The sequence below is a fragment of the Amycolatopsis sp. WQ 127309 genome (genome assembly GCF_023023025.1).
Lineage (GTDB): Bacteria > Actinomycetota > Actinomycetes > Mycobacteriales > Pseudonocardiaceae > Amycolatopsis.
Window position 1 is genome coordinate 6,062,082 of record NZ_CP095481.1, and the last position, 25,161, is coordinate 6,087,242.

Consider the following 25,161-nt stretch of genomic DNA (forward strand, 5'->3'; position numbering starts at 1 on the left):
CTCGGACCCCGGCGCGCCCCTCCGCGCCGGGGTCCCTCCCCTTTCCGGGTACGACAAAGCCGCTGAAGGCCAGGCCTTCAGCGGCTTTTCGCGTGAGAGGGAAAGCTCAGCCGGTCACCGGGAACGCGTGCAGGCCGCGGATGAACGGTGACGCGCGGCGCGTCACCTCGCCCGCCCGTTGCAGGTTCGGGAACCGCTCCAGCAGCACGCGGAACGCGACGTCACCCTCGAGCCGGGCCAGGGGGGCGCCGAGGCAGTAGTGGATGCCGCTGGAGAACGAGATGTGGTCCGGGCCCGACGGGCGTTGCAGGTCGAAGACGTCCGGGCGGTCGAAGGCGTCCGGGTCGCGGTTGCACGCGCCCGTCAGGATGGTCACCTGGCTGTCCACCGGGATCCGCTTGCCGCCCAGCTCGACCTCCTCGTGCGCGAACCGCGCCTGCATCAGCACCGAGGTGTCGTAGCGCAGCGCCTCCTCGACGGCCTTCGGCGCGAGGTCCGGGTCGGCGCGCAGGAGGTCCCACTGCCCGGGGTGCTCCAGCAGGGCGAGCGTGCCGTTGCCGATCAGGTTGACCGTGGTCTCGGTGCCCGCCAGCGACAGCATCCCGCACATCGCGACCAGCTCGGCCGCGGTCAGCTTGTCGCCGTCCACCGACTGCAGCAGCCGGCTGACCAGGTCGGTACCCGGCTCGGCGACGCGCAGCGCGAGCAGCTCGGTGAACAACGCGGTCATGCCGTCGACGGCGTCCTGCAGGCGCTTGGCCTCGGCCAGGGAGACGACGCCGTCGAGCACCAGGCTCAGCCCGGCGGCGAGCTCGTCGAACTCCGCCTGCCGCGATTCCGGAATTCCGAACAGCGTCGCGATCACCGCGCACGGAACGCGTTTCGCGTATTTCTCCATCAAGTCGAACGGCTTGCTCGAATCGACGGCGTCGAGCAGTTCCCGGCACGCCTGTTCGATATCCGGGCGCAGCGCCCCGATGGTCTTCGGGCTGAATGCCGGCATCGCGAGTTTGCGCAGCCGGGTGTGTTCCGGCGGGTCCATCGCGAGGAAGGAATTGTCGAACGTCGACGTGCCCTGCGGCCAGTAACCGCCGAGCGTCCGGCGGCCGAACCGGCGGTCGCGCAGCACGCTGTCGGCGATGTCGCGGCCGAGCACCGCGTAGATCCCGATCCGGCTCTTCTGCACCGGCCCGCGGGCCCGCATCTGCGCGTACACCGGGTACGGGTCCTCCGGGCCCAGCATCAGCGCGGCGATCCGGTCGCCCAGGGCGCCCAGCGAGGTGAGCCCGGCCCGCGCGGTGCGCAGCTGGGCCTCCAGTTCGCTGTCGGTCGATGTCGTCATCGGCTCTTCCCTCGGCTCGGAATTGCTTTTCGCTGCCCGGGGTGGTTAGTCTGATTCGGCCGGTTTGGTCGACTCGGCAGTCGGCTGCCACCGTAATTGCGCGACACGCCGATTCGTAACCCCTATGCCCACCCTTATCGCGGGACGCGAACTGTTCAGTTGTGCCGCGTTCTCTTTTGCACGGCAGGCCGCTACGCTGTGCCCGGTAGAGCGCGGCCGGCGGGCCGCCCGAACCATGGGGATGATCCACGTGCCTACGATCGACGAAAGTGCACCCGCGCTCCGGCTCTCCGGGTTGCGCAAGAGATTCGGCCGGAAGGTCGCGGTGGACGGCGTCGACCTCGCCGTGCCGAAGGGTTCGTTCTACGGCCTGGTCGGGCCCAACGGGGCGGGCAAGACGACGTCGCTCTCGATGGCCGTGGGCCTGCTCCGCCCCGACGCCGGCGCGTCGCACATCTTCGGCGTCGACGTCTGGGCCGACCCGGTGCACGCCAAGGCCCTCGTCGGCGTGCTCCCCGACGGCATGTCCCTGCCCGAGCGCCTGACCGGCCGCGAACTGCTGACGTACCAGGGGCTGCTGCGCGGCCTGCCCGAGGCGCAGATCGACGAACGCGCGGGCGAGCTGCTGGAGGTCCTCGAGCTCACCGAGGCCAACCGCACCCTGGTGATCGACTACTCCACCGGCATGCGGAAGAAGATCGGCCTCGCGACGGCGTTGCTGCACGCGCCCAAGCTGCTGGTGCTGGACGAGCCGTTCGAAGCGGTCGACCCGGTCTCCGCGGCCACCATCCGCACGATCCTGCAGCGCTTCGTCGCCTCCGGCGGCTCGGTCGTGTTCTCCAGCCACGTGATGGCCCTGGTCGAGCAGCTCTGCGACCACGTCGCGGTGATCGCCCGCGGCCAGGTCGCCGCGGCCGGCCCGGTCGACGAGGTCCGCGCCGGCCGCGGCCTCGAAGACGTCTTCGTCGAGCTCGTCGGCGCCCGCACCGGGGGGATGGAGGGGCTGGCGTGGTTGGCGTCCTGATCCGGATGAAGCTGGCGGTGCTGCGCCGCTCGATGAGCGGGCAGCGCGCGGCGAGCATGCTCGCGGGCGGGTCGATCGGCCTGGTCCTCGCGATCGGCACGCTCGTGGTCGGGTTCTCGCACTTCGGCTCGCCCGAAACCGCCGTCGCGGTGCTGTCGCTGCTGCTGATGGTGTGGACGCTGGGCTGGCTGTTCGGCCCGATGCTCACCGGCGGTGACGCGGTGCTGCGGCTGGAGTACTTCACCCTGCTGCCGATCCGCCCGCGCACCCTCGCCATCGGCATGGTCGGCGCCGGGTTCGTCGGCATCACGCCGGTGGTCGCGCTGGTCGCGTTCGCCGTGCTGCTCGTCTACGGCGCCCACCTCGGCCTGGCCGCGGCGCTGGTCGCGATCCCGGCCGTGCTGCTGCAGCTGTGGTTCGTCGTCGTGCTGTCGAAGGTCGGCATGCAGGCGCTGGGCCGGCTCGTCCGGTCGCGGTTCGGCTGGGAGCTGTCGTCGCTGGTCGTCGGCTTCGTGCTGGGCCTGCAGAACACCGGCTGGATGGACATCGGCCTGGCGATCCGCACGTTCAGCGGCGGCTGGGCCGACGGCGGCGGCATCGTCCTGCGGATCCTCCCGTCGAGCTGGGCGGTCGTCGCGGTGGACGCGGCGGGCAAGGGCAACTGGGGCGTCGTCGCGCTCTCGCTGGGCGGCCTCGCCGTCCTGGGCGCGGTGCTGTTCTTCGTGTTCTCGGCGCTGCTTTCGCGCCAGCTGGTCCGGGGCCTGTCCGACGGCGGCACGACGCAGACCGGCGGCGACAGCCCGGCCACCAAGCGGATCCTGCCCGGCGGGCCGTTCGGCGGGGTGCTGGGCAAGGAGCTGCGGCTGTGGGTCCGCGACCTGCGCCGCGCCCGGTTCCTGAGCATCGCGCTGTGGGCGGGCCTGTTCAGCGGGCTGTTCCCGCTGCTCGACGGCAACACCGTGCTGCTGCCCTTCGCGGGCGTGATCACCGCGCTGTTCGCCGGCGCGCTGTCGGCGAACGTCTACGGCCTCGACGCGGGCGCGTTGTGGCTGACCCTGGTCGCCCCGGCGGCCGAACGCGTCGACGTCCGCGCCCGGCAGGTCGCGTGGCTGCTGCTGGTCGCGGTCCCGGTGCTCGTGCTGACCGCGCTGCTGACGCTGGTCAGCGGCCAGGGCTGGGCGTGGCCGTGGGTGCTGGCCGTGCTGCCGGCGATGCTCGGCGGGGCGGCGGGCCTGGTGCCGCTGGTCTCGCTGGTCGGCGTCGCGCCGTTCCAGGACCGCCCCGGCGGCAACCCGATGGACGGCTTCACCGACGAAAGCGGCGACCAGGTCCGGTTGAAGATCTTCGGCATGCTGTTCGGCCAGATCCTGCTGGCCGTGCCGGCCGCGGTCGTCGTGCTGATCGGGTTCCGCACCGGCAGCACGCTGCTGGGCTGGGCGGGTGTCGCGGCCGGGCTGCTCACCGGCGCGTTCTACTACTGGCTGTTCGGCCGGCTCGCCTACCGCCGCCTGGAGAAGGCGGGCCCGGAGATCCTCGACCTGATGCGCAAGGGCGTCCGGACCGAGGTCAAGGCCTCCGCCGACGAGCTGGCGGAGGGCGAGGAAGAGGAACCGGCGAAGAAGGACGACCTCAGCGGTCCGCAGAACGCCGCGGTCGCGCTGTTCGTCCTGCTCGGTGTGCTGCTGGTGATCCCGCAGGGGTTCGTGTCGCTGGGCCTGAGCCTGTTCGGCGCGACGCTGCCGGGCTGGTTCCTCGTCGCCCACGTCGCGCCCGGGCTGCGGGTGCTGGTGGCCATCGGCTCGATCGTGCTCGGCGCGTGCTCCTTCGGCATGGTGGTGCTGATGCACTGCGTCGCCAAGCGCAAGGCCGAAGCCTTGGTGGCAGCGGAGGAAACCGAAGTGCCGGAAGAGGAAAAGGAGAACGGCCGCGAGCACGCGGCGGCCCGCTGACCCGGAGTGCGAAAGGCCCGGCTCACTCGGTGAGCCGGGCCTTTCGCGGGGAGGGTGGCTCAGCGGGGGTGGCGGAAGCGGATGTTGCCCGCGGTCACCTTGCAGTGCGCGCGCAGCACCGGCAGGCCGGGTTCGGGCGGCGCGGTGACCTTGTTGGTGATGTCGCCGGCGCCGGTCGCCATGGCCTCGAACAGCAGGGTCCAGCCGCGCGGGACGATGACGAGGATCGTGCCCCAGCCGCAGTCCAGGTTGAGCGTGACCTCCCGATGGGGGCAGCTCGCTTCGCTGAAGTCGATCCGGACGTCGCCGGAGGAGCACTTGGCGTCGATGCGGCTCGGCACGTCCCACGGGCCGGTGCGCTTGACGTCGCCCATGCCCGCCTTGAGCACCAGCGGCGGTGTCTCGAGCGCGGCGAGCGTGCCGGAGGGCAGGTCGGCGAGCAGCGGAGCCAGGTCGCCGCGGGTGCGCGCGGCCGCCGCCGCGGCCGAGCGCTGGGCGAACTCCTCGAGTTCCAGCATGCCTTGGCCGAGCGCGTCCTGCAGCAGCCGCGCGGCGCGTTCTCTGTCCAGATTGGACACACGGAGGGTGTCTTGGTCGCTCATGTTTCCACGCTAACCAGCGGGAAAGCCCGGCGGCACCCCTACTTCCCGGCGACGGCTCATCCAGGAGCCGGGCGGGGTGTAACCCGCGGCGCGCAGCCACGGCGCGGCGGTGGGCGGCCGGTCCCGCTTCGGGACTCTCGCGCTGCCCAGCGCGCCGAGGACGGCGAGTATCACGGCCAGGTCGTCGTCCGGGCCGCTCATACCGGCGGGTTCCCGTGCTTGCGCGCGGGCGGCGCGGCGTACTTCGTCCGCAGCACGGCGAGCGCCTCGATGACGACCGGCCGGGTCCGGGCCGGGTCGATCACGTCGTCCACCAGGCCGCGCTCGGCGGCGTGGTAGGGGTGCACCAGCTCGGTCCGGTACTCCTGGATCCGCCGGCGACGCTCCTCTTCCGGGTCGTCGGCCGCGGCGATCTCACGCCGGAACACGACGTCGACGGCGTCCTCGGCGCCCATCACCGCGATTTCGTTGGTGGGCCAGGCGAAGGACAGGTCGCAGCCGATCGAGCGGGAGTCCATCACGAGGTACGCGCTGCCGTAGGCCTTGCGCAGGACGACCTGCACGCGCGGCACGGACGCGTTGCAGTAGGCGTAGAGCAGCTTCGCGCTGTGCCGGACGATGCCGCCGTGCTCTTGGTCGCTGCCGGGCCGGAACCCCGGGACGTCGACGAGCGTGACGAGCGGGATGCTGAAGGCGTCGCAGGTCTGGACGAACCGCGCCGCCTTCTCCGACGCGGGGATGTCCAGCGCCCCGCCGCCGGACGACGGCTGGTTGGCCACGATCCCGACGACTTCGCCGCCGAGTCGCGCGAGCCCGCACAGGACGTTCGGCGCCCAGCTCGCGTGCACCTCGAAGAAGTGGCCGTAGTCGACGATCTCCGCGATGACCTCGCGCATGTCGTAGCCGCGGTCCGCGTCGACCGGCACCAGCTCCAGCAGCGCCGGGTTCGGCCGGTCCACCGGCTCGCCGGGCGGCAGCGACGGCGGCAGCTCGCGGTTGTTCGCCGGCAGCATCGAGATCAGGTGCCGGACCTCTTCGAGGCACTCTTCCTCGGTGTCGTAGACGAACCCGGCCGCGCCGGACAGCCCGGCGTGCACGTTCGCGCCGCCGAGCTGCTCGTGGGTGACGTCCTCGCCGGTGACCGAGCGGACGACGTCCGGCCCGGTGAGGTACAGCTGCGCGATGTCGCGGACCATGAACACGAAGTCGGTCAGCGCGGGGGAGTGGGCCGCGCCGCCGGCGCACGGGCCGAGCAGCACGCTGATCTGCGGGATCACCCCGGACGCCTGGACGGTGCGCCGGAAGATCCCGCCGTACCCGGCGAGCGCGGTGACGCCCTCCTGGAGCCGCGCGCCCGCACCGTCCGAAAGGGACACCAGCGGCGCGCCGGCGGACTCGGCGAGGTCCATCAGCTTGTGGATCTTCGCCGCGTGCGCCTCGCCGAGCGAGCCGCCGAAGATCCGGAAGTCGTGCGCGTAGACGAAAACGCGCCGTCCGAAGACCTGGCCCCAGCCGGTGACCACGCCGTCGGAGTACGGCCGCCGGTCCTCGAGGCCGAACCCGGTGGCGCGGTGGCGCCGCAGCTGGTCGATCTCGTGGAACGTGCCCTCGTCGAAGAGCAGGTCGATCCGCTCCCGGACGGTGAGCTTGCCCTTGGCGTGCTGCCGCTCGGTCGCGCGCCGGGACGGTGACACGGCGTGCGCCCGCAGCTCGGCCAGTTCGGCGACCTTGGCCTCGATGTCGAGAGACGGCAGGTCGCCGACGACGAGATCTTCGGTGGCGGTCATGACTCACCCCAACGTGTTTCTTTCGGCGGTTCCCCTCGCGGCCGGATGCCGGTAAGCCATTGAAACCGGCCGGCACCGTCCGGACCAGCACGTCGGCCCCCCTGTCTGCCACCCCCGGCCCCCAGCACCCCCTCATCCGGAACGTAGGGGTCGACCCGCGCGCGGGTGTTTGACAGATTCGGCGGGGTAAGCGCGCGACAGCACAGCCGACAGCGGAAGGCCCGGCCATGACCCTCTCCCTGGACAGCCAGCTCTGGATCCGGCGGTTCCACCCGGCCCCGGCCGCCACGGCCCGGCTGGTCTGCTTCCCGCACGCCGGTGGTTCCGCGAGCTACTTCCACCCCGTGTCGGCGGCGCTTTCGCCGGCGGTGGAGGTCCTCGCCGTCCAGTACCCGGGCCGCCAGGACCGCCGCACCGATCCGCTGGTGGACGACCTGTTCGTGCTCGCCGACCAGCTGGCCGAAATCCTCGCGGCCGAGCCGGGCCCGCTGGCGTTCTTCGGCCACAGCATGGGCGCCAGCCTCGCCTTCGAGGTCGCGCGCCGGCTGGAACCCCGCGGCACCGAGCTGCTGGGCCTGTTCGTCTCCGGCCGCCGGGCGCCCTCGGCGTTCCGCGACGAGCGCTTCCACCAGGAAAGCGACGACGGCCTGCTCGCCGAGGTCAAGCGCCTGAGCGGTACGGACGCGAAGGTCCTGGAGGACGACGAGATCATCCGCATGGTCCTGCCGGCGCTGCGCAACGACTACAAGGCCGCCGAGACCTACCGCTACCGCCCCGGCCCCGACGTCAGCTGCCCGGTCCTGGCCCTGATCGGCGACCACGACCCCAAGGTGACCGCCGACGAGGCCCGGCAGTGGGCCACGCACACGTCCGGCGCGTTCGAGCTGCGCACCTACCCGGGTGCCCACTTCTACCTGAACGAGCACCACGCGGCCGTCAACCGCCTGATCGCCGCCCGGCTCACCGCCGCCTCGCGCGGCTAGGGGGATGGCCGCGCCGCTCCCGAGCAGGCTGATCAGGCCGGGCACCGCAAACGCCACGGCTCCCGCGGCGGGCGCCCGCCCAAGCAGTGACGGGCCGCCCACTCGCTGCGACAAGCCGGCCATCGTCCACCGAGCAGCGGTCGTCCGAACGCCGTGATCACCTGGACCAAAGGCATGGTCGGACATGTCCCAGCGGCCGGCGCACGGGGTGCGCCGGCCGCGGGACCTCACAAGCTGCAGGGTGCCAGCGCGTCGAGGCCTTGGGGCTTGTCCGCGTTGCGGCCGATCGCGGTGGCGATCCGGTTGATCGTGGCGACGCGCTTGTCCTCCAGCGGGCCGAGGATCGCGTTCTGGACGAAGTTCGCGCCGCCCTCGCCCGCGCTGGTGACCAGGCGGTTGTTCGCTTCGGCGAGCTGGGTGTCGAGCAGGGCGAGGTTGCGCTGGACCTCGGCCTGGGCTTGCGCGGGGATCGCCGGGAGCTGACTCTCGACGTCCGGGCAGGTGATCAGACCGCCCTGGGCGGGTTCCGCGACGCTCGGTTCGGTGGACGCCGGTGCGGCCGCGGACGTGGTGGCGGCCGGTTGCCCGCCGAGGGTGCAGGCCGCGAGCGCGTCGAGGCCCTGGGGTTTCGCCGCGACGCGGCCGATCGCGATCGCGATGCGGTCGATGGTGCTGGCGCGTTTGTCCTTCAGCGGGCCGAGGATGGCGTTCTGGACGAAGTTCGCGCCGCCCTCGCCCGCGCTCGTGACGAGGCGGTTGTTCGCCTCGGCGAGCTGCGTGTCGAGCAGGGCGAGGTTGCGCTGGACCTCGGCCTGGGCTTGCGCGGGGATCGCGGGCAGCTGCCCGGCGACGTCGGGGCAGGTGATCTGCTCGGCGCTCGCCGCACTGGCCTGGCCGGTCTGGCCGGCCGTCGTCGCGATCACCAGGGCGCCGGCGGCGAGCGCGAGGCCCAGGGCCGCCGTGGCGAGTTTCGTCCGCCGGGAAATGCGGTGTCTTCCACCGGTATCAGGCATGAATGGCTCCCATGTTCCGTACTCGTTAGCGTGAACATATGCGCGGCCAGGCGCCATCTTGGCGTTTCGACCAGGGGATTGTCCAGCCTGATCGGCCGGAAAAAGATAATCTGAACCAGGTTGAACCGGCGTCCGTATTCTCCGGTGAAGCACCCGGTCTGCGTATTCCGGAAAACGTCGAAAGCCGGCCGGGTCTTGACGAGGACCGGCACCGCCTCCTAGCGTCGCCATACCGACCGGTCGGTGTCCAAGGGAGGTCACTGGATGAGCTGGTACGACGAGAAACCGTGGCTGGCGAGCTACGGCGAACGGCCCCTGGAACCGGTCGTGGCGACCACGCTGCCCGAGACCTTCCGCCGGGCCGCGGACCATGCGCCCGACCGGGACGCCGTCGTCTACTTCGACGGGCGGCTCACCTACCGGCAGCTCGACGAGCTCTCCGACGGCGTCGCCCGCTACCTCACGCAGAACGGCTTCGAGCGCGGCGACCGGCTCGCCCTGGTGCTGCAGAACATCCCGCAGTTCGTCATCGCGCTGCTCGGCGCGTGGAAGGCCGGCGGGATCGTCGTGCCGGTCAACCCGATGTACCGCGAGCGCGAGCTGACCCACGTGCTCACCGACGCCGGCGTCAAGGCGATCGTCTGCTCGCAGCGCGGCTGGAACGCCTACATCGGCGAGACCGCGGCAAAAGTCCCCATCGCCCTCACCACCAGCGAACTCGAGTTCCAGACCCGCGACGACGAGCGCGTCCTCGGGAAAGTCACGAGGGAAGAGACCCCGGGTGCCGTCGAACTCCTCGAAGCCGCCGGGACGCCCGGGCCGAAGCCGCCGGAGCCAGCGTTCGCGCTCGAAGACGTCGCCCTGATCAGCTACACCTCCGGCACCAGCGGGACGCCGAAGGGTGCCACCAACACCCACGGCAACCTCGGCACGAACGCCGCCGCGCTCGGCTCCTTCAGCGGCCTGCCCGCCGGCACGACGCTGTTCGGGCTCGCGCCGCTGTTCCACATCACCGGCATGGTCTGCGAAGTCGGCTCCGCGATCGACATCGAGGGCACGCTCTCACTCGCCTACCGCTTCGAAGCCGGCGTCGTGCTCGACGCCTTCCTCGAGCACGAGCCGTCGTACACCGTCGGGCCGTCGACGGCCTACATGGCGCTCATGGCCCACCCGTCCTTCAGCCGCGAGCACTTCGCGTCGTTCGCGCTGCTCTACTCCGGCGGCGCCGCGCTGCCGCCCGCCGTCGTCGAGGCGTTCCGCGCGAAGACCGGGCACTACATCCACAACGGCTACGGCCTCACCGAGACGACCGCCGGCTGCGTCGTCGTCCCTGGCGACCTCGAAGCGCCGATCGACCCGGCGTCCGGCACCATCTCGATCGGCCTGCCGGTGCCCGACACGATCGTCCGCATCCTCGGTGAGCACGGCGAAGAGCTGCCGTCCGGACAGGCCGGCGAGATCGCCGTCGAAGGCCCGATGGTCGTGTCCGGCTACTGGAACCGCCCGGACGCCACGGCCGAGTCGATCCCCGGCGGGCGGCTGCTCACCGGCGACATCGGGTTCATGGACGAACGCGGCTGGGTCTACGTCGTGGACCGCAAGAAGGACATGATCAACGCGTCCGGCTTCAAGGTCTGGCCGCGCGAGGTCGAAGACGTCCTCTACACGCACCCGGCGGTCCGCGAGGCCGCTGTCGTCGGCATCGCCGACGACTACCGCGGCGAGACGGTCAAGGCGTACGTCAGCCCGGCACCCGGCGTGACCGCCGACCCGGCGGAGCTGGTGGCCTGGTGCAAGGAACGGCTGGCGGCCTACAAGTACCCGCGCACCGTCGTGGTACTCGACGAGCTGCCGAAGACCACCAGCGGCAAGATCCTGCGCCGCGAACTGCGGGCGAGGGGGTAGCGGTGGTCGAGACCGTCCGCGGCGGGATCGCGCCGGAGGCACTGGGCCGGGTGCTGATGCACGAACACCTCTTCGTGCTCAGCCCCGAGTTCGTCGACAACTACCCCGAGCACGAGGGGTTCCAGGAGGGCAAGCACGTCCCCGAGGCGATCCGGCGGCTCAAGGAGCTGAAGGACGCCGGGATCGACACGATCGTCGACCCGACGGTGATCGGCCTCGGCCGCTACATCCCGCGCGTGCAGCGGGTCGCCGCCGAGGTGGACGTCAACATCGTCGTCGCCACCGGGCTCTACACCTACAACGACGTGCCGCACTACCTGCACTTCCGCGGGCCCGGCACGATGCTGCAGGGCGAAGATCCGCTGGTCGGGATGTTCGTCGGGGACATCCGCGACGGCATCGCTGGCACCGGCGTCAAGGCCGGGCTGCTCAAGTGCGCCACCGACGAGCCCGGCGTGACCCCGGGTGTCGAACGCGTGCTGCGCGCGGTGGCGAAGGCGCACCTCGAGACCGGGGCGCCGATCATGACGCACACCCACGCCGTCAGCCGGCGCGGGCTGGAGCAGCAGGCGATCTTCGCCGACGAGGGCGTCGACCTGAGCCGCGTGCTGGTCGGGCACTCGGGCGACTCCACCGACCTCGGGTACCTGACCGAGCTGGCCGACCGCGGCTCGATCCTCGGCATGGACCGTTTCGGCCTCGACCTGCTGCTGCCGTTCGAGGAGCGGGTGAACACCGTCGCGGCGATGTGCGAGCGCGGGTACGCGGGCAGCATGGTGCTCTCGCACGACGCGTCCTGCTACATCGACTGGCTGCCCGAGGACCAGCTGCCGGTGCTGACGCCGAACTGGCACTACCTCCACATCACGCGGGACGTGCTGCCCGCGCTGCGCGAGCGCGGGGTGAGTGACGCGGACATCACCACGATGCTCGTGGACGTACCGAGGCGATTCCTCGGGTGAGCGATATCCTGTGCGTCCGAACTCGACCGAAGGGGGACTTGCCGTGACCCGCGCAAGCACCCGCAAGCCGGGCGAGGCGGCCGGCGACGAGCAGGCCGCCGTGCCGCGGCGCCTGCTGGAGCAGGCCACGAAGCTCTTCGCGAAGAAGGGCTTCGACCGCACGTCCGTCCAGGAGATCGTCGAGGCCGCGGGCGTCACCAAGGGCGCGATGTACCACTACTTCGGCTCGAAGGACGACCTGCTCTACGAGATCTACGCCCGGGTGCTGCGCGAGCAGACGCGGCAGCTGGAGAGCGTCGCCTCGTCGGGCGCACCTCTGCGCGAGCGCTTGGCCGCGGCCGCGTCCGACGTCGTCGTGTCCAGCATCGACAACCTGGACGACAACACGATCTTCCTGCAGTCGATGCACCAGCTGTCCCCGGACAAGCAGAAGGCGGTGCGCGCCGAGCGCCGCAAGTACCACGAGCGCTTCCGCGGCCTGGTCGAAGAGGGCCAGGCGTCGGGGGAGTTCCGCACGGACAAGCCGGCCGACGTCGTCGTCGACTTCTTCTTCGGCTCGGTGCACCACCTCGGCTCCTGGTACCACCGCAGCGGCTCCCTGACGGCCCGCCAGATCGGCGACCACTACGCGGACCTGCTGCTGGACGCCCTGCGCCCACCTGGTTGACCGGCGGGATCCGGTTCGGCGCGCTCGCCGACGTCAGCTCGCCGCCGAGACGGGCTAGTGCCGCTCCACGTGGTCCAGCAGCAGGGCGATCACTTCGTCCGCCGTCTCCGAGGCCAGGAGCTGGCCGGCGCCCTCGATGATCTGGAAGCGGTACTCGGCGTCGATGTGGTGCACCGTCAGCTCGGCGGCGCCGCGGCCGAGCCACGGGTCCTCGCTGCCCCAGATGTAGAGCGTCGGCACGGTGATCCGGCCCGCCGGGATGTCGAACGCGTCGGTCGTCGCGCCGCGGTACCAGTTCAGCGTCGCGGTCAGGGCGCCCGGTTCGGAAAGGCGCGCGATGTTGCGTTCGACGAATTCGACGGGAATGCGGTTGTCGTAAACCGCGCGCAACCGCATGGCCCCGTCGCGTAGGAGGTATTTCTCGGCTTTGCCGACACCGCGGCGGAAGAACCGGATGTAACCGAGGTCGTGGAACTGCCCGTCGTCGGTCGCGGCCGCGTGCTGCAGCGCCGACGGGTGCGGCGTGGAGAGCACGGCCAGGGACCGCAGCCGGTGCGGGTGGGTCGTCGCGAGCGTCCAGGCGACCATGGCGCCCCAGTCGCGGGCGATGAGGTGGAACCGGTCGGCGCCCTGGCTGTCGGCGAACGCGAGGGCGTCGCTGACCAGCTGCTCGATGGTGTAGGCCGCGACGTCGTCCGGGCGCGCGCCCGCGGCGTAGCCCCGCTGGTCGACGGCCACCGCGCGGTAGCCGGCCTCGCCGAGGGCGTGCAGCTGCTCGGTCCAGGCGTCGGCGAATTCGGGCCAGCCGTGCAGCAACAGGACGAATTCGCCCGACGCGGGCCCGGCCGCGAGCGCGCTGTGGTGGTGGTCGCCGACGGCGATGTCCAGTTCTTCGAGCGTGCCGGGCGGCCCGGCTTCCGTCGGCGCGACGGCGAATTCCATGGCGCCCAGGCTAGATCGCATCCACCGGGTCGAACCATGGGAAGAAGGGCACTTTTGTCACCCTTTTGCGCGCGCAGTGGCCTGGCTCACACAATTCCCGCTCATCTGAGCGAAAAGCCGAAAGCATATGAATACTATTCACAATTCGGCCGCCGCGGGTGCCGGCCGGGGTGGAAGTCCGTGAATGCCACATCGAGGGACACCAGGTCCCTCGATGTGGCATTCACGGACTTCGGGGGTGCCTTACGCGGGCAGGTCGACCAGGTCGGCCAGGCGGGCGCGGTGGCGACCCGGGGTGCCGAGCGCGAGCTCGTCGGCCTTGGCGCGCTTGAGGTAGAGGTGCGCCGGGTGTTCCCAGGTCATCCCGATCCCGCCGTGCAGCTGGATCGCCTCTTCGGTGGCCTTGACCGCGATCGGCGCGTTGCGGGCCTGGGCGACCGACACCGCGATCGGCACGTCGACGCCCGAGGCCAGCGCGTCCGCCGCGTTGCGCGCGGTCGCGCGGGCCAGCACCAGGTCCGTGTACAGGTTCGCCAGCCGGTGCTTGAGCGACTGGAACCCGCCGACCGGCCGGCCGAACTGGTACCGGCCCTTGAGGTAGCGCACCGTCTCGGTGAGCGCCCACTCGGCGATCCCGGTCTGCTCCGACGCCAGGATGCCCGCGCCGGCGAGCAACGCCTGCTCCAGCGCGCCCGCCGCCTGCTCGCCCGAGGCCACCAGGACCGCCGGCGCGTTCTCCAGCACGACGTCGGCCACCCGCCGCGTCAGGTCGAAGGAGACCAGCTCCGTGATCGTCGCCGCCGACGCCTCGACGACGTACAGCGCGGGCCCGTCCGGGCCGGCGGCCGGGACGACCAGCAGGTCCGCCACCGACGCGTCGGCGACCGAGCCGACCCGCCCGGTCAACGACCCGTCGGCCGCGGTCACCGACGACGGGAAACCCGCCCCCGGCGTCGTCGACAGCGGCACGGCCAGCGCGCCGATCGCCTCGCCCGCGGCCAGCCGGCCGACGAACTCGCCGTCGTCGGTGTGCAGCAACGCCGTCGTCGCCAGCACGACGCTGCCGAGGAACGGCACCGGCGCGACACTGCGGCCCAGCTCCTCGGCCACGACCGCGACCTCGCGGGCCGACGCGCCGTGCCCGCCGCGCTCCTCCGGCACCGCCAGCCCGGCGACGCCGAGGTCGGCGGCCAGGGTGCGCCACAGCTTCAGGTCGTAGCCCTCGGCCGTCTCGATCCGCGCGAGCACCGCCGCGGCGTCGGCCTTGTCCTTGAGCAGGTCCCGGACGCTGGCCCGCAGGTCTTCCTCGACGTCTGAATAGAGCAGGTCGGTCATCGGGGGAGGTCCTTCCAGGCGACGTCCTTGTCGACGCGCGGCTCCGACGGGAGACCCAGCACGCGCTCGGCGATGATGTTGCGCAGGACCTCCGAGGTGCCGCCCTCGATGGAGTTCCCCTTGGCGCGCAGGTAGCGGTAGCCCGCCTCGCGGCCGGTGAAGTCGACGATCGCCGGGCGCCGGAACGACCAGTCGTCGTAGGCCAGGCCCTCTTCGCCGAGCAGCTCGACCTCCAGGCCGGTGAGCGCCTGGTTCAGCTCCGAGAACGCGACCTTCATGGCCGAGCCCTCGGGGCCGGGCGCGCCCGCGGTGAGCTGCTGACGCAGCCGGGTGCCGGCCAGCCGCAGCGACTCCGCCTCGACCCAGCGCTGCACGAGCCGGTCACGCAGCTCCGGCGTGCGCAGCTCGGGACGTTCGCGCCAGGTCTTGGCGACGATCCCGACCAGCCCGCCCTCGCGCGGCTGCACGTGCCCGCCGATCGCGACGCGCTCGTTCATCAGCGTGGTCTGCGCGACCTTCCAGCCCTCGCCGACGGCGCCGAGGCGCTGCGTGTCCGGGATGCGGACCTCGGTCAGGAAGACCTCGTTGAACTCGGCCTCGCCGGTGATCTGGCGCAGCGGCCGGACCTCGACGCCCGGCGCCTTCATGTCGCACATGAAGTACGTCATGCCCTGGTGCTTCGGCACGTCCGGGTCGGTGCGGGTGACCAGGATCGCCCACTGCGACTCGTGCGCGCCCGACGTCCACACCTTCTGGCCGGTGACGATCCAGTCGTCGCCGTCGCGCACCGCGCGGGTGCCCAGCGCGGCCAGGTCGGAGCCGGCGCCCGGCTCGCTGAACAGCTGGCACCACACCTCGTCGCCGGTCCACAGTGGACGCAGGAAGCGCTCGCGCTGCTCCGGCGTGCCGAAGGCGAGGATGGTCGGCGCGGCCATGCCGAGGCCGATGCCGATCCGGCGCGGGTTGTTGTCCGGTGCGCCGGCGTCGACGAAGAGACCGTCCACAACGGACTGCAGCGCGCGCGGCGCGTCCTGCCCGCCGAGCCCGGCGGGGAAGTGGATCCAGGCGAGGCCCGCGTCGTAGCGGGCCCGCAGGAAGTCCATCCGGTCCGTGGTCTTCGGGTCGTGCGCGGCCAGGAACTCGCGGACCTGGCCGGTCAGTTCTTCGGCGGTGACAGTCACTTCGCGCCCTCCGACAGGTACTTCTTCAGCTCACGGCGGGCCAGGGACCGCTTGTGGACCTCGTCCGGCCCGTCGGCCAGGCGCAGCGTGCGGTTGCCCGCCCACATCGCGGCCAGCGGGAAGTCCTGGCTGACGCCCCCGGCGCCGTGCACCTGCACGGCCTTGTCCAGGATCCACTCCACGGCGGACGGCGTCGAGATCTTGATCGCCTGGATCTCGGTGTGCGCGCCCTGGTTGCCGACGGTGTCCATCAGCCACGCGGTCTTGAGCACCAGCAGCCGCTGCTGCTCGATCTTCACGCGCGACTCGGCGATCCAGTCCTGCACGACACCCTGCTGCGCGATCGGCTTGCCGAACGCCTCGCGCGAGATCGCGCGGCGGCACATCAGCTCCAGCGCGCGCTCGGCCATCCCGATGGCGCGCATGCAGTGGTGGATCCGGCCCGGTCCGAGCCGCGCCTGGGCGATGGCGAAGCCGTCACCCTCGCCGGCGATGAGGTTCTCGACCGGCACGCGGACGTCCTCGAACAGCACCTCGGCGTGGCCGCCGTGGTCGCTGTCGTCGTAGCCGAAGACGTGCATGCCGCGCTTGACCGTCAGGCCCGGGGCGTCGCGGGGGACCAGGATCATGCTCTGCTGCTTGTGCGGCGCGGCTTCGGTGTCGGTCTTGCCCATCACGATGAAGATCTTGCAGGCCGGGTTCATCGCGCCGGAGATGTACCACTTGCGGCCGTTGATCACGTACTCGTCGCCGTCGCGGCGGATGCTCGTCTCGATGTTGCGGGCGTCGGAGGAGGCGACGTCCGGCTCGGTCATCGCGAACGCGGAGCGGATCTCGCCGTTCAGCAACGGCTCCAGCCACTGCTTCTTCTGGTCGTCGTTGCCGAACATGGCCAGGACTTCCATGTTCCCGGTGTCGGGCGCGGCGCAGTTGACCGCGGTCGGGGCCAGCCGGATGCTGCGGCCGGTGATCTCGGCGAGCGGCGCGTACTGCAGGTTCGTCAGGCCCGCGCCGTGGTCGCCGGGCAGGAAGAAGTTCCACAGCCCGCGCTTGCGCGCCTCGGCCTTGAGCTCCTCGACGACCGGCGGCATGGCCCACGGGTCGTCGCGCTCGGCCAGCTGCCGCTCGAACACGGCCTCGGCCGGGTAGACGTGGGAATCCATGAACTCGAGGAGCTTCGCGCGCAGCTCCTCGGTCTTGGCGTCGAACGCGAAGTCCATTACTTCTCCTCGGTGAGAATCTCGTTGCCGTGCGAGATGAGCAGCGGGACGCCGGCGCCGACGCCTTCGAAGCCCGCCCCGACCGTCTGGCCCTTTTGGTAGCGGTAGTAGATGCCTTCCAGGATCACGGCCAGCTTGAAGAAGGCGAAGCTGACGTACCAATTGAGCTGCGAGACGTCGCGCCCCGAGCGTTCGGCGTAGCGGGCGACGACCTCGTCGGTGCTCGGGTAGCCGGGCGCCGAGCTGGCGTTCGACACGAACTGCAGCGACACCTTGTCCCGCTCGGCGTAGGCCACCAGCAGCGCGAGGTCGGTCAGCGGGTCGCCCAGCGTCGACATCTCCCAGTCGAGGACGGCGGAGATCTCGTCGGCGCCGTCGACGAGGACGTTGTCGAGCCGGTAGTCGCCGTGGATGATCGACGGCTTCCCGGACACCGGCACGGCTTCGGCGAGCCGCTCGTGCAGCTCCTCGATGCCCGGCAGGTCGCGGCTGCGCGAGGCGTCGAGCTGCTTCTTCCACCGCCGCAGCTGCCGCTCCAGGAAGCCCTCCGGCCGGCCGAAGTCGCCCAGCCCGGCCGCGACCGGGTCCACCGCGTGCAGGTCGACGAGCGTGTCGACGAGCGCGTCGGCGATGGCCCGGGTGCGTCCGGCGCCGAGCGCGGCCAGCTCGTCGGCCGTCCGGTAGGGCGTGCCCTCGACGAAGCTCATGACGTAGAAGCTCGCCCCGATGACGTCGGGGTCCTCGCACAGCAGGAGCGCCTCGGGCACCGGGACGCGCGTGTCGCGCAGCCCGGAGATCACCCGGAACTCGCGGGTCATGTCGTGCGCCGTGGGCAGCACGTGCCCGAGCGGCGGGCGGCGCACCACCCAGCGCGACCGGCCGTCGCCCACCACGTAGGTGAGGTTCGACCGGCCGCCTTCGACGACGTCCGCGGTCAGCTCCCCGGCGACCAGCCCGGGCCGCTGCGCGTCCAGGTGGGCGCGCAGCCGGCCCAGGTCGAGACCCGGCGGATCGGTGCTCATCCAGCCTCCTCAAGCTTCTTTCCGGCGATGATACCGACCAGTCGGTATGGTGCAAGGTAGACCCGGTGAAGCGGCACTTTCCCTAGGAAAGATACGTCCAGGGGCCCTTCGGACGTCACTTTCACAGGGAAAGCTGCGCTTGGGTGGGCGTCACGCGAGGAAGCGCGTCACCCATTCGGCGACGCACGCGGGCTTCGCCGCACCCTCGATCTCCACGGTCCACCGCGACACCGCCTGCTTGCCGCCCTCGATGTCGGTGATCTCGACCAGCTCGGCCCCGGCCCGCACCTTCGAGCCGACCTTCACCGGCTGCGGGAAGCGGACCTTGTTGAGGCCGTAGTTGATGCCCATCTTGATGCCGTTGACCTTGTAGATCTTCGGGCCGAACGCCGAGAGCAGCGAGAGCGTCAGGAAGCCGTGGGCGATGGTGCCGCCGAACGGACCCGCGGCCGCCATCGCCTCGTCGACGTGGATCCACTGGTGGTCGTCGGTGGCGTCGGCGAACTTGTTCACCCGGTCCTGGGTGATCGTGTGCCACTCGCTGTAGCCGAGGTGCTCGCCGACCGCGGCGGCGAAGGCGTCGAGGTTGTCGAATTCGCGCATCCGCCTCAGTCCTTCGGTCCGCCGGCGACGTAGATGACCTGGCCCGAGATGAACCCGGCGCCGTCGCTCACCAGGAACGACGCCAGGTTGGCGATGTCGTCCGGCGTGCCGACGCGCTGCACCGGGATCTGCGACGCGGCGGCCGCCTTGAAGTCGTCGAACGACATGCCGATCCGCTCGGCCGTCGCCGCCGTCATGTCGGTGGCGATGAAGCCCGGGGCGATCGCGTTCGCCGTGACGTTGAACTTGCCCAGCTCGATCGCGAGGGTCTTGGTGAAGCCCTGCATGCCGGCCTTGGCCGCGGAGTAGTTGACCTGGCCGCGGTTGCCGAGCGCCGAGGTGCTGGACAGGTTGACGATCCGGCCCCACTTCTCCGCCGTCATGTGCTTCTGGACCGCGCGGGTCATCAGGAACGAGCCCTTGAGGTGGACGCCGAGCACGGAGTCCCAGTCCTGCTCGGTCATCTTGAAGATGAGGTTGTCGCGGGTGATGCCGGCGTTGTTGATCAGCACGGTCGGCGCGCCGAGCTCCTCGGCCACCCGCGCGACGGCGGCGTCGACCTGTTCGGCGTCACTGACGTCGAGCGTCACGCCGACGGCCTTGCCACCATCGGCGACGATCGCGTCGGCACCCTGCTTGACGCCGGCCTCGTCCAGGTCGAGCAGCCCGACGGCGAAGCCGTCAGCGGCCAGCCGGGCGGCGACAGCGGCCCCGATGCCACGGCCGGCCCCGGTGACCACGGCGACACGGGAAGGGGAATCGGTCACGGAGGACCTCCTCGTCGTTGAGAAGCGGGTTGGTTGCCGCTCGCGAGCCTACTAAGCAGTCGGTCACCGAGGCTACGGACAGCGCCCGCTATTTCGCACTCAACGTACGCAGGTTTTCGCCCTCTCGCCTGGTCGAACCCGGTCGGTGGCTTGCGTCACACCCACCTGGTGGCCTCCCAAGGCGCCGGCCCGGTACGGCTCGCCTGCGCGTCGAGGTGGTCACGACGGCGGCGACGCGTGCGTGGTGAATGGGGGCCGCCGAAGTGCTGAAGCTGTGGGCTGGTGATCCTGGGCCCGTCCGGTCGTGCGGGTCTACGCCGGGTTCTCCGCGACGGCGAGGTAGTCCGTGTAGATCTGCGGCGAGCCCGAGAACGAGGCCAGCCGCTTCCCTTGAGCACGTGGAACCGCCAGTCCGGGTAATCGTCGATCCGGTGGTGGTTCTCGGCGATGAAACGGTCGAACACCTCCTCGGTCACCCCGGCACGCAACGCCAGGTTGTGGATCCCCACGACCCGGGCCACGGGCTCCTCCTCCGGGCGGTCACGGTAGCGGGGGCCGGGCGTGACCGTGCTCCGCGGATTGTCGGCCAGCAGCCGGTAGTCGGTGAACAACGTCGGCAGCTCACCGAACGTGCCCAGCCGCCGCCACCGCGCCAGCACCGCCTCCGCCTCCGGGTGCCCCGCCCAGAACAACCGGGCCGCCTCGGTCTGCTCACCCCGGTCCGCTCGCCACGCAACCCGCGCAGCAGAGTCCACCGCCACCCCGGGTACACGGGCAGGTGAACGCCTTCACCACGCACGAACGTCTCGAACTCCCCGCACCCACATCCTGCCCGCTCCAGAGCCACGGGGCCCGCCAGCCCTCCCCGGCTGGACACGATCCGACGGGTCCCGTCGGTGAAGATCAACCAGCGTCAGCGCTACCAGGAACAACGTGGTGCGGTTCACCGTCACGCGCCAGGTTGAGGTCGATGCCCGGCTCGAGTTTCCGGACGACGTCGATGCTCAGGCCGGCGCGCTCGCCCAGTTCGCGTTGCGAGAGCCGGACCTTCGCGCGGAAGTGCTTGATGCGAGCGCCGAGGCCTGGCCGTCGGCCGGTGCGATACTCCGCAACGGGTCCGACTTCAGCGTGCAGGGCGAGCGCGTCCCGGATCTTGGCTGTGCGTAACGGATCAACTGGTTTGTTCGTGTCAGCAGGGTGGGTTGTAGGGTAACGCTGGAAAGTACTGGTCCCACATGACTTGCGGGAATGTGTCCCCGCTTGCGCAGACGTTCGCGGATGCTTTGCCCGGATCGAATTCCCAGCGCACCACGGAGTGTCTGTTACCGCCCAAAATCACGACGCCCAACAGGGCTGTTCCGTCGGGAGTGAGTCGAAACGACTCGGCTTGAGCGCCATCCGTCATTATCGTCGAGACCAATTTCGGGTGGATGATGTCCGCGACGTCCCAGATGGCGAGAGTGCCGTTTTTGGTGATGACAATTCGATCCGGGGTCAGATCGCTCCTCGCGTCTACCATAAAGCCCCCGTCGGGAAAGATGAACTTCCCGAGTCGAACCGGCTTTTCCTTGTTTGAGATGTCCCACTTGGCGACCGCAAACTTTCCGACGCCCGTGGTTTGGGACAGAAGTGCGGTAGTGCCACTGTGCAGGAACTGCATTTCCATGAAAGACCAGTTCTGATCACCGATCAGCCATGGCCTCCGAGTCGGTTGAGACCGATCGAAGGTCTCGAGTTCGATGGCTTGCACGCCGTCGACGACCTCCAGTGGAGGCGCCATCGCCAGCGTATGCGAATTGCCGACGAATTTTCCGTCGCCGTCGACGGTCCTGTCGCGAACCGGAACGGTCGGATCCGTGAGGTCCCAGATCGCGGGACTGTCCGGGTAGACCACTGGCGAGCCGGGCGGGCCGGGCGGGTACTCAGGAGTGTTGCCGATGAGGGCGAACCGGCCGTCCGGGGTCCAAGACCGTACTTCGGACGCACGCTTGAGGGTGGACGTCAGTACCGGATGGTCGCCCGGGGTGCCGAATTTCCACAGTTCCATAATATTTCCCGCGACTGGCACGGCGAAAAGCCGGCCATCGGGGCTTATTGTTACATCTTTAGGTGCTCCAGAGTTTTGAACAGTGGTCGTTTTGGTGATCCCCTTGTCGTCTAACGTGTATATTGTCGTCGTGTGTGCGGCACTGTCTGCGGAGATGATCACCCGGGAGTCGTTCGAGATTTCTGCCCTGGATTGTGTGAGCTGACTGCCGTGTGCGATCGCCGCAGTGCTGATGACCGCTTCCTCGGTCTCTCGGGATGGCAGCAGGCGATAGGCGGCGAGAGCTATCTGGGCGGCCAGCTTCGGGTCGCGGGTGAGGAGATCGGTCGCGGCGGTGGCCGCGCGCAGTGCCAGTGCGGTGTTGCGCTGCCGGGTGGCGTCGCGCTGTGCGTTGAGGGCGAAGACCAGCATGGCCGAAGCCGCGAGAGCGATGACGGCCAGTGCGGCGATCAGCGCTCGCTGGCGTCGGATCCGTCGCCGGCTCGCCGATTGCTCTCGGTCACGAGCGGAGAGCGAAGCGGCGAGAAAGGCGCGCTCCCGGGATGTCAGCTCCTCGCTCGGCTGCATCCGGTCGGCGACGAGGGTCAGGCGATTGCCCCTGAGCAGGGAGGCAGGGTCTCGGCCGTGGGCTTCCCAGTCGATGGCGCCGTCGGCGAGTTCGCGGTGGATGCGATGCCCTTCGCGATCGGCGTTGAGCCACCGTTGCAGTCGTGGCCACGAGCCGATGAGCGCTTCGTGGGTGATCTCGACGGTGTCCCGGTCCAATGTCAGCAGTCGTGCGTCACCGAGAACCTGCAGAACGGCGGCGGTGTCGTCATCGTCCTCGAGTTCGGCGCGGGGAATCCGGCGCTTGGTGTCCTCGGTGGCCTCGCCCAGGACGACCAGGCGCTTGAGCAGCTGCTGGGTGAGGTGCTGCTGGGGAATCGTCAGCCCGCTGAACACGGTTTCGGCGGTGCGCACGAGCGCACCGTCCAGGCCGCCGGTGGCTTGGAACCCCGCGAGGGTCAGCGTGTTGCCCTTGCGGCGGCGCCACGTCTCGCGCAACGCGTGTGACAGCAGCGGCAAGGCGCCGGCTTGGCCGTGGGTATGGGCGATCAGCACGCTCAGCAGGTCGCTCTCGACCGCGCAGCCGGTATCGGTCGCGGGGCGGGTGATCGCCCGGCGAAGTTCTTCAGCGGTCATCGGCCCGACGGTGACCTGAGCGTCCCGCAGAGCCGTGACCAGGCCTTCGTGCTGGGCGACGTGGGCATAGAAGTCGGCACGCACACCGAGCACGATCCGGCACCGCGATCCGGGAGATGCCGCAGAGAGCAGTAGGTCCAGGAACGCGGCTCGGTGCTCATGACTGTCGCACAGCGTGAAGACCTCCTCGAACTGGTCGACGATGATCACGTTCTCCGCCGTGGGAGGCAAGTCGAGCAGCAGTTGGTTGCCGAACGCTCGCAGAGCATGAGGCCCACCGGACAACTCGGTCTCGATCTCCGACGCAGTGGTGCCCACGAGCGGAGCGAGCCGGAGCGCGAGTTCTCCCATCGGGTGCGCGCCGGGGGTGAACAGAACGATCGGCCCGGCACTGTCCATCTCCTCCAGAGCCGGGACGAGTCCTGCGCGCAACGCGGACGATTTGCCTGCTCCGGAGGGCCCGAACACGGCGAGGAAACGCTGCCGCCGAAGCCGGGCGACGAGGTCGTCGACCAATCGCTCGCGCCCGAAGAACCGTCCGGCGTCCGAAGAGCGGTACGCGGCCAGGCCGACGTAGGGCGCTGTGGCGGCAGCCTGGTCGGCGTGTTCGAGTTCGAGGTCGTTCAGCTCGGCGGAGACCGCGTGCCACCGACGTTGCCACTCGGCCCGGTCGCCGTCGCAGGCTGTGACGTACGCCAGCGTGACCGCCAGGCTGGGCAGCCGGCGACCGCCTGCGGCGTCGGACAACGTCGTCGACGAGAAGTGCGCTAGCCGAGCCAGATCCCGATATGGCGGTCCACCCGCTGCTTCTCGAAGTTTTCGCAGGTCAGCGGCGAACTGCGTGAGAACCGAGCCATCCGGATCCAACGGTCGCTCTGCACGTGGCATGGCTTGTCCAACCCCTCCCCGAGTCAGTTGCCGATTGTCCGGGTGTTGATGTCCGGCGTCCAGGCTCCGGCGCCGGACAACCCGTCCGCACTACACCGGTAAACGTGCGTCGCGAATCGCCGCGGCGCTGCCCGCTCCGTTGAAAGGAACGGTGTGTTGCGACCCGCTACTCGGCTGGGAGTGCCCCTTGCGACGATGGCGGCCATTGCCGCCACGACGACCGGTGTCGCCTCGGCCGCGCCGCCTGGCGTGGTGTTTCCCCCTGCTCGGACCGTGGGGTGGAGTACGACGACGGTCCAGGTCTTCCACCGCCAGGTGGTGGTGTCGACGCAGGGCGGGGCGAAGCGGGTAATCGTCACCGTGACCGGCACGATCCGCAAGATCACGTGGACTTGGCGAACTGCACCGCCAAGCCCCCTGGTTGCGTCGACAGTCAGTGGGCGATCGTTCTGACCTTCGGTAACCCGTCGGGGTACAGAGTTGTCCAAGTTGGAGAGCGTCAGGCTCCGCGGGCCGGCTTGGGTGGTGATGTCCTGACCGGCAGGTGTTGCGGGATTGGCGCGGGGCGAGGATCCGGCCGAGGTGCAGGTGCTGGGGAAGGACCTGGCTGGACGGGCACGCAGGTTCTCCGATGGCCCGTGCGTACCGGGAGAGCAGATCGTCGCGTCGTCGTCGGCGGATGACACAGTGGACCGTGTGATGGCGCTGTTCACCTGGCTCGTTGGAGCTTGAGGGATGGTGACCAACGGCGTTGCCGGTGTGGCTGCAGTTGCCTTCCGAGGGCGTCACGGTCGACGTGCGAGCGGCTGTCGGAGGAGGCCCGTCAGTGGATTCGGAGCGTGGATGGCAGCGTCGAGTCCGACTTGCTCAGAACGAGTCGGCCGTGCAGGTGACCGTCAGCGAGCTGAAGGTCGAAACCCGCCCGTGACACCGTGAACGGCCGCTCGTCGGCCTGCGGTCAGCCGGCGGCGGTGTTGTAGTTGACGATTCGCTCCACCATGAGGGCCGCCGCGCCGGTCAGTGGGCTGGCCGTCTCCTTGCGCACCACGTCCGGCAATCGGTGTGCTTGCTCTTCGGTGACCGTCACGATGCCCCAGCACGCGTTGTAGCCGGTGGGATCCGCGGGCTTCTCCGCGGCCGCCTCGATGGTCACGGCGCCGTCCCGTTCGGCGACGGTCAGGGCGCCCATTTGCCGCAGCGTCTCGGGATCCCGCTCTTCGACGGCCACCGCGGCCCACCCCGCCGCCGCTGTCCGCTGCAGTGCGGTGAGGAGCACGCCGGCGCTGCCGGCGCCGGAGACAACGATGTCAGGCAGCATGAGGACCACCGGTCCCGCCGTCATCGGCAGGGCGGACCGGATCGCTCCGTCGAGCGCCGGTGCGAACGATTCGTCCTGGTAGACGAAAACGAGCTGGAAGATCCCGGCGTACCGCGCGAGGTACCGCACCGTGTCCAGCTTGTGGGGCCGGAACACGACCACCACGCGCACCGTGAGCCCGCTTCCGGCCAGCTCGACGGCGGTCTCCAGGCTGCGGTCGAGCACCGTGACGCCGGGAGCCAGGCAGTGCAGCTCCTTCGGGTAGGGCGCGCCGAAGCGCGACCCGACCCCGGCGCAGGGCAGGATGATCGAAACGTCGGGGCGGGGTCGGTCCGAACCGTGCATCGCGTGGCCCTCGGGTCGTGGGGACGATCGGAAACGTTGCGCACCCGACCGTAGCCAGCCGGGGACGGCCCCCGGCG

At 70.3% G+C, this 25,161-nt stretch carries 23 protein-coding genes; 7 read left to right on the top strand and 16 right to left on the bottom strand.

What is annotated here, in order from left to right:
- Nucleotides 1-106: 106 nt before the first annotated feature.
- A complete protein-coding gene (locus tag MUY22_RS27945; protein ID WP_247049356.1) occupies nt 107-1,342 on the bottom strand; it encodes a cytochrome P450 in 1,236 nt (411 codons plus the stop codon).
- Between the two features lie 250 nt (nt 1,343-1,592).
- Here MUY22_RS27945 and MUY22_RS27950 point away from each other — a divergent pair, with 250 nt between their 5' ends.
- Together MUY22_RS27950 and MUY22_RS27955 are read left to right on the top strand one after the other, a co-directional pair.
- The gene (locus MUY22_RS27950; RefSeq protein ID WP_247049358.1) at nt 1,593-2,366 is read left to right on the top strand and encodes an ABC transporter ATP-binding protein; all 774 of its coding nucleotides are present in this window, start codon (nt 1,593-1,595) and stop codon (nt 2,364-2,366) included.
- Nucleotides 2,351-4,315, top strand: a complete 1,965-nt coding sequence (locus MUY22_RS27955; RefSeq protein ID WP_247049360.1) for a hypothetical protein — start codon at nt 2,351-2,353, stop codon at nt 4,313-4,315. The genes MUY22_RS27950 and MUY22_RS27955 overlap by 16 nt, the downstream gene beginning before the upstream one ends.
- 59 nt (nt 4,316-4,374) lie before the next feature.
- On the opposite strand, the gene MUY22_RS27960 is transcribed toward MUY22_RS27955, so the two are convergent.
- The 3 genes from MUY22_RS27960 to MUY22_RS27970 are packed head-to-tail and all read right to left on the bottom strand — an operon-like array spanning nt 4,375 to nt 6,704.
- The gene (locus tag MUY22_RS27960) at nt 4,375-4,917 is read right to left on the bottom strand and encodes a DUF1707 domain-containing protein (RefSeq protein WP_247049362.1); all 543 of its coding nucleotides are present in this window, start codon (nt 4,915-4,917) and stop codon (nt 4,375-4,377) included.
- A gap of 9 nt (nt 4,918-4,926) precedes the next feature.
- Entirely contained in the window at nt 4,927-5,118 is a 192-nt protein-coding gene (locus MUY22_RS27965) for a hypothetical protein (protein ID WP_247049364.1), read from the bottom strand.
- On the bottom strand, nt 5,115-6,704 hold the full coding sequence (locus MUY22_RS27970; RefSeq protein ID WP_247049366.1) for an acyl-CoA carboxylase subunit beta: 1,590 nt from the start codon (nt 6,702-6,704) through the stop codon (nt 5,115-5,117). Before MUY22_RS27970 ends, MUY22_RS27965 begins: the two co-directional genes overlap by 4 nt.
- 227 nt (nt 6,705-6,931) lie before the next feature.
- Here MUY22_RS27970 and MUY22_RS27975 point away from each other — a divergent pair, with 227 nt between their 5' ends.
- A complete protein-coding gene (locus MUY22_RS27975) occupies nt 6,932-7,687 on the top strand; it encodes a thioesterase II family protein (protein WP_247049367.1) in 756 nt (251 codons plus the stop codon).
- 227 nt (nt 7,688-7,914) lie between these two features.
- On the opposite strand, the gene MUY22_RS27980 is transcribed toward MUY22_RS27975, so the two are convergent.
- Entirely contained in the window at nt 7,915-8,610 is a 696-nt protein-coding gene (locus MUY22_RS27980; RefSeq protein ID WP_247049369.1) for a hypothetical protein, read from the bottom strand.
- A 354-nt stretch (nt 8,611-8,964) separates the two neighbouring features.
- On the opposite strand from MUY22_RS27980, the gene MUY22_RS27985 reads away from it, so the two are divergent.
- From MUY22_RS27985 to MUY22_RS27995, 3 genes are read left to right on the top strand one after another with little or no spacing between them, the layout of a single operon-like run.
- Nucleotides 8,965-10,605, top strand: a complete 1,641-nt coding sequence (locus MUY22_RS27985) for an AMP-binding protein (protein ID WP_247049371.1) — start codon at nt 8,965-8,967, stop codon at nt 10,603-10,605.
- 2 nt (nt 10,606-10,607) lie between these two features.
- Nucleotides 10,608-11,567, top strand: a complete 960-nt coding sequence (locus MUY22_RS27990; RefSeq protein ID WP_247049373.1) for a phosphotriesterase — start codon at nt 10,608-10,610, stop codon at nt 11,565-11,567.
- Nucleotides 11,568-11,610: 43 nt separating this feature from the next.
- On the top strand, nt 11,611-12,234 hold the full coding sequence (locus MUY22_RS27995) for a TetR/AcrR family transcriptional regulator (RefSeq protein WP_247049375.1): 624 nt from the start codon (nt 11,611-11,613) through the stop codon (nt 12,232-12,234).
- Between the two features lie 54 nt (nt 12,235-12,288).
- On the opposite strand, the gene MUY22_RS28000 is transcribed toward MUY22_RS27995, so the two are convergent.
- From MUY22_RS28000 to MUY22_RS28035, 8 genes are all read right to left on the bottom strand, one after another.
- The gene (locus MUY22_RS28000; protein ID WP_247049377.1) at nt 12,289-13,176 is read right to left on the bottom strand and encodes an alpha/beta fold hydrolase; all 888 of its coding nucleotides are present in this window, start codon (nt 13,174-13,176) and stop codon (nt 12,289-12,291) included.
- Between the two features lie 243 nt (nt 13,177-13,419).
- On the bottom strand, nt 13,420-14,511 hold the full coding sequence (locus tag MUY22_RS28005; protein WP_247049379.1) for an acyl-CoA dehydrogenase family protein: 1,092 nt from the start codon (nt 14,509-14,511) through the stop codon (nt 13,420-13,422).
- Nucleotides 14,508-15,692 carry an acyl-CoA dehydrogenase family protein gene (locus MUY22_RS28010; RefSeq protein WP_247049380.1) on the bottom strand — a complete coding sequence of 395 codons (1,185 nt, stop codon included), beginning with the start codon at nt 15,690-15,692 and terminating at the stop codon, nt 14,508-14,510. Before MUY22_RS28010 ends, MUY22_RS28005 begins: the two co-directional genes overlap by 4 nt.
- Nucleotides 15,689-16,912, bottom strand: coding sequence for an acyl-CoA dehydrogenase family protein (locus MUY22_RS28015; protein WP_247049382.1), 1,224 nt, complete (start codon nt 16,910-16,912; stop codon nt 15,689-15,691). Before MUY22_RS28015 ends, MUY22_RS28010 begins: the two co-directional genes overlap by 4 nt.
- A complete protein-coding gene (locus MUY22_RS28020) occupies nt 16,912-17,934 on the bottom strand; it encodes a phosphotransferase family protein (protein WP_247049384.1) in 1,023 nt (340 codons plus the stop codon). Before MUY22_RS28020 ends, MUY22_RS28015 begins: the two co-directional genes overlap by 1 nt.
- 150 nt (nt 17,935-18,084) lie before the next feature.
- Nucleotides 18,085-18,537 (bottom strand): MaoC family dehydratase, encoded by a 453-nt coding sequence (locus MUY22_RS28025; protein WP_247049386.1) that lies wholly within the window; start codon nt 18,535-18,537, stop codon nt 18,085-18,087.
- Between the two features lie 5 nt (nt 18,538-18,542).
- On the bottom strand, nt 18,543-19,304 hold the full coding sequence (gene fabG / locus MUY22_RS28030) for a 3-oxoacyl-ACP reductase FabG (RefSeq protein WP_247049388.1): 762 nt from the start codon (nt 19,302-19,304) through the stop codon (nt 18,543-18,545).
- 155 nt (nt 19,305-19,459) lie between these two features.
- Nucleotides 19,460-20,059 carry a hypothetical protein gene (locus tag MUY22_RS28035; protein ID WP_247049390.1) on the bottom strand — a complete coding sequence of 200 codons (600 nt, stop codon included), beginning with the start codon at nt 20,057-20,059 and terminating at the stop codon, nt 19,460-19,462.
- Between the two features lie 181 nt (nt 20,060-20,240).
- On the opposite strand from MUY22_RS28035, the gene MUY22_RS28040 reads away from it, so the two are divergent.
- Nucleotides 20,241-20,471: a hypothetical protein gene (locus MUY22_RS28040; RefSeq protein ID WP_247049392.1), complete on the top strand. Its 231-nt coding sequence runs from the start codon at nt 20,241-20,243 to the stop codon at nt 20,469-20,471.
- Between the two features lie 22 nt (nt 20,472-20,493).
- Here MUY22_RS28040 and MUY22_RS28045 read toward each other — a convergent pair whose 3' ends face one another.
- From MUY22_RS28045 to MUY22_RS28055, 3 genes are all read right to left on the bottom strand, one after another.
- The gene (locus MUY22_RS28045) at nt 20,494-23,421 is read right to left on the bottom strand and encodes a helix-turn-helix domain-containing protein (protein WP_371827492.1); all 2,928 of its coding nucleotides are present in this window, start codon (nt 23,419-23,421) and stop codon (nt 20,494-20,496) included.
- Between the two features lie 23 nt (nt 23,422-23,444).
- On the bottom strand, nt 23,445-23,792 hold the full coding sequence (locus MUY22_RS28050) for a hypothetical protein (RefSeq protein WP_247049396.1): 348 nt from the start codon (nt 23,790-23,792) through the stop codon (nt 23,445-23,447).
- A 587-nt stretch (nt 23,793-24,379) separates the two neighbouring features.
- Nucleotides 24,380-25,084: a hypothetical protein gene (locus MUY22_RS28055; protein ID WP_247049398.1), complete on the bottom strand. Its 705-nt coding sequence runs from the start codon at nt 25,082-25,084 to the stop codon at nt 24,380-24,382.
- Nucleotides 25,085-25,161: the final 77 nt, after the last annotated feature.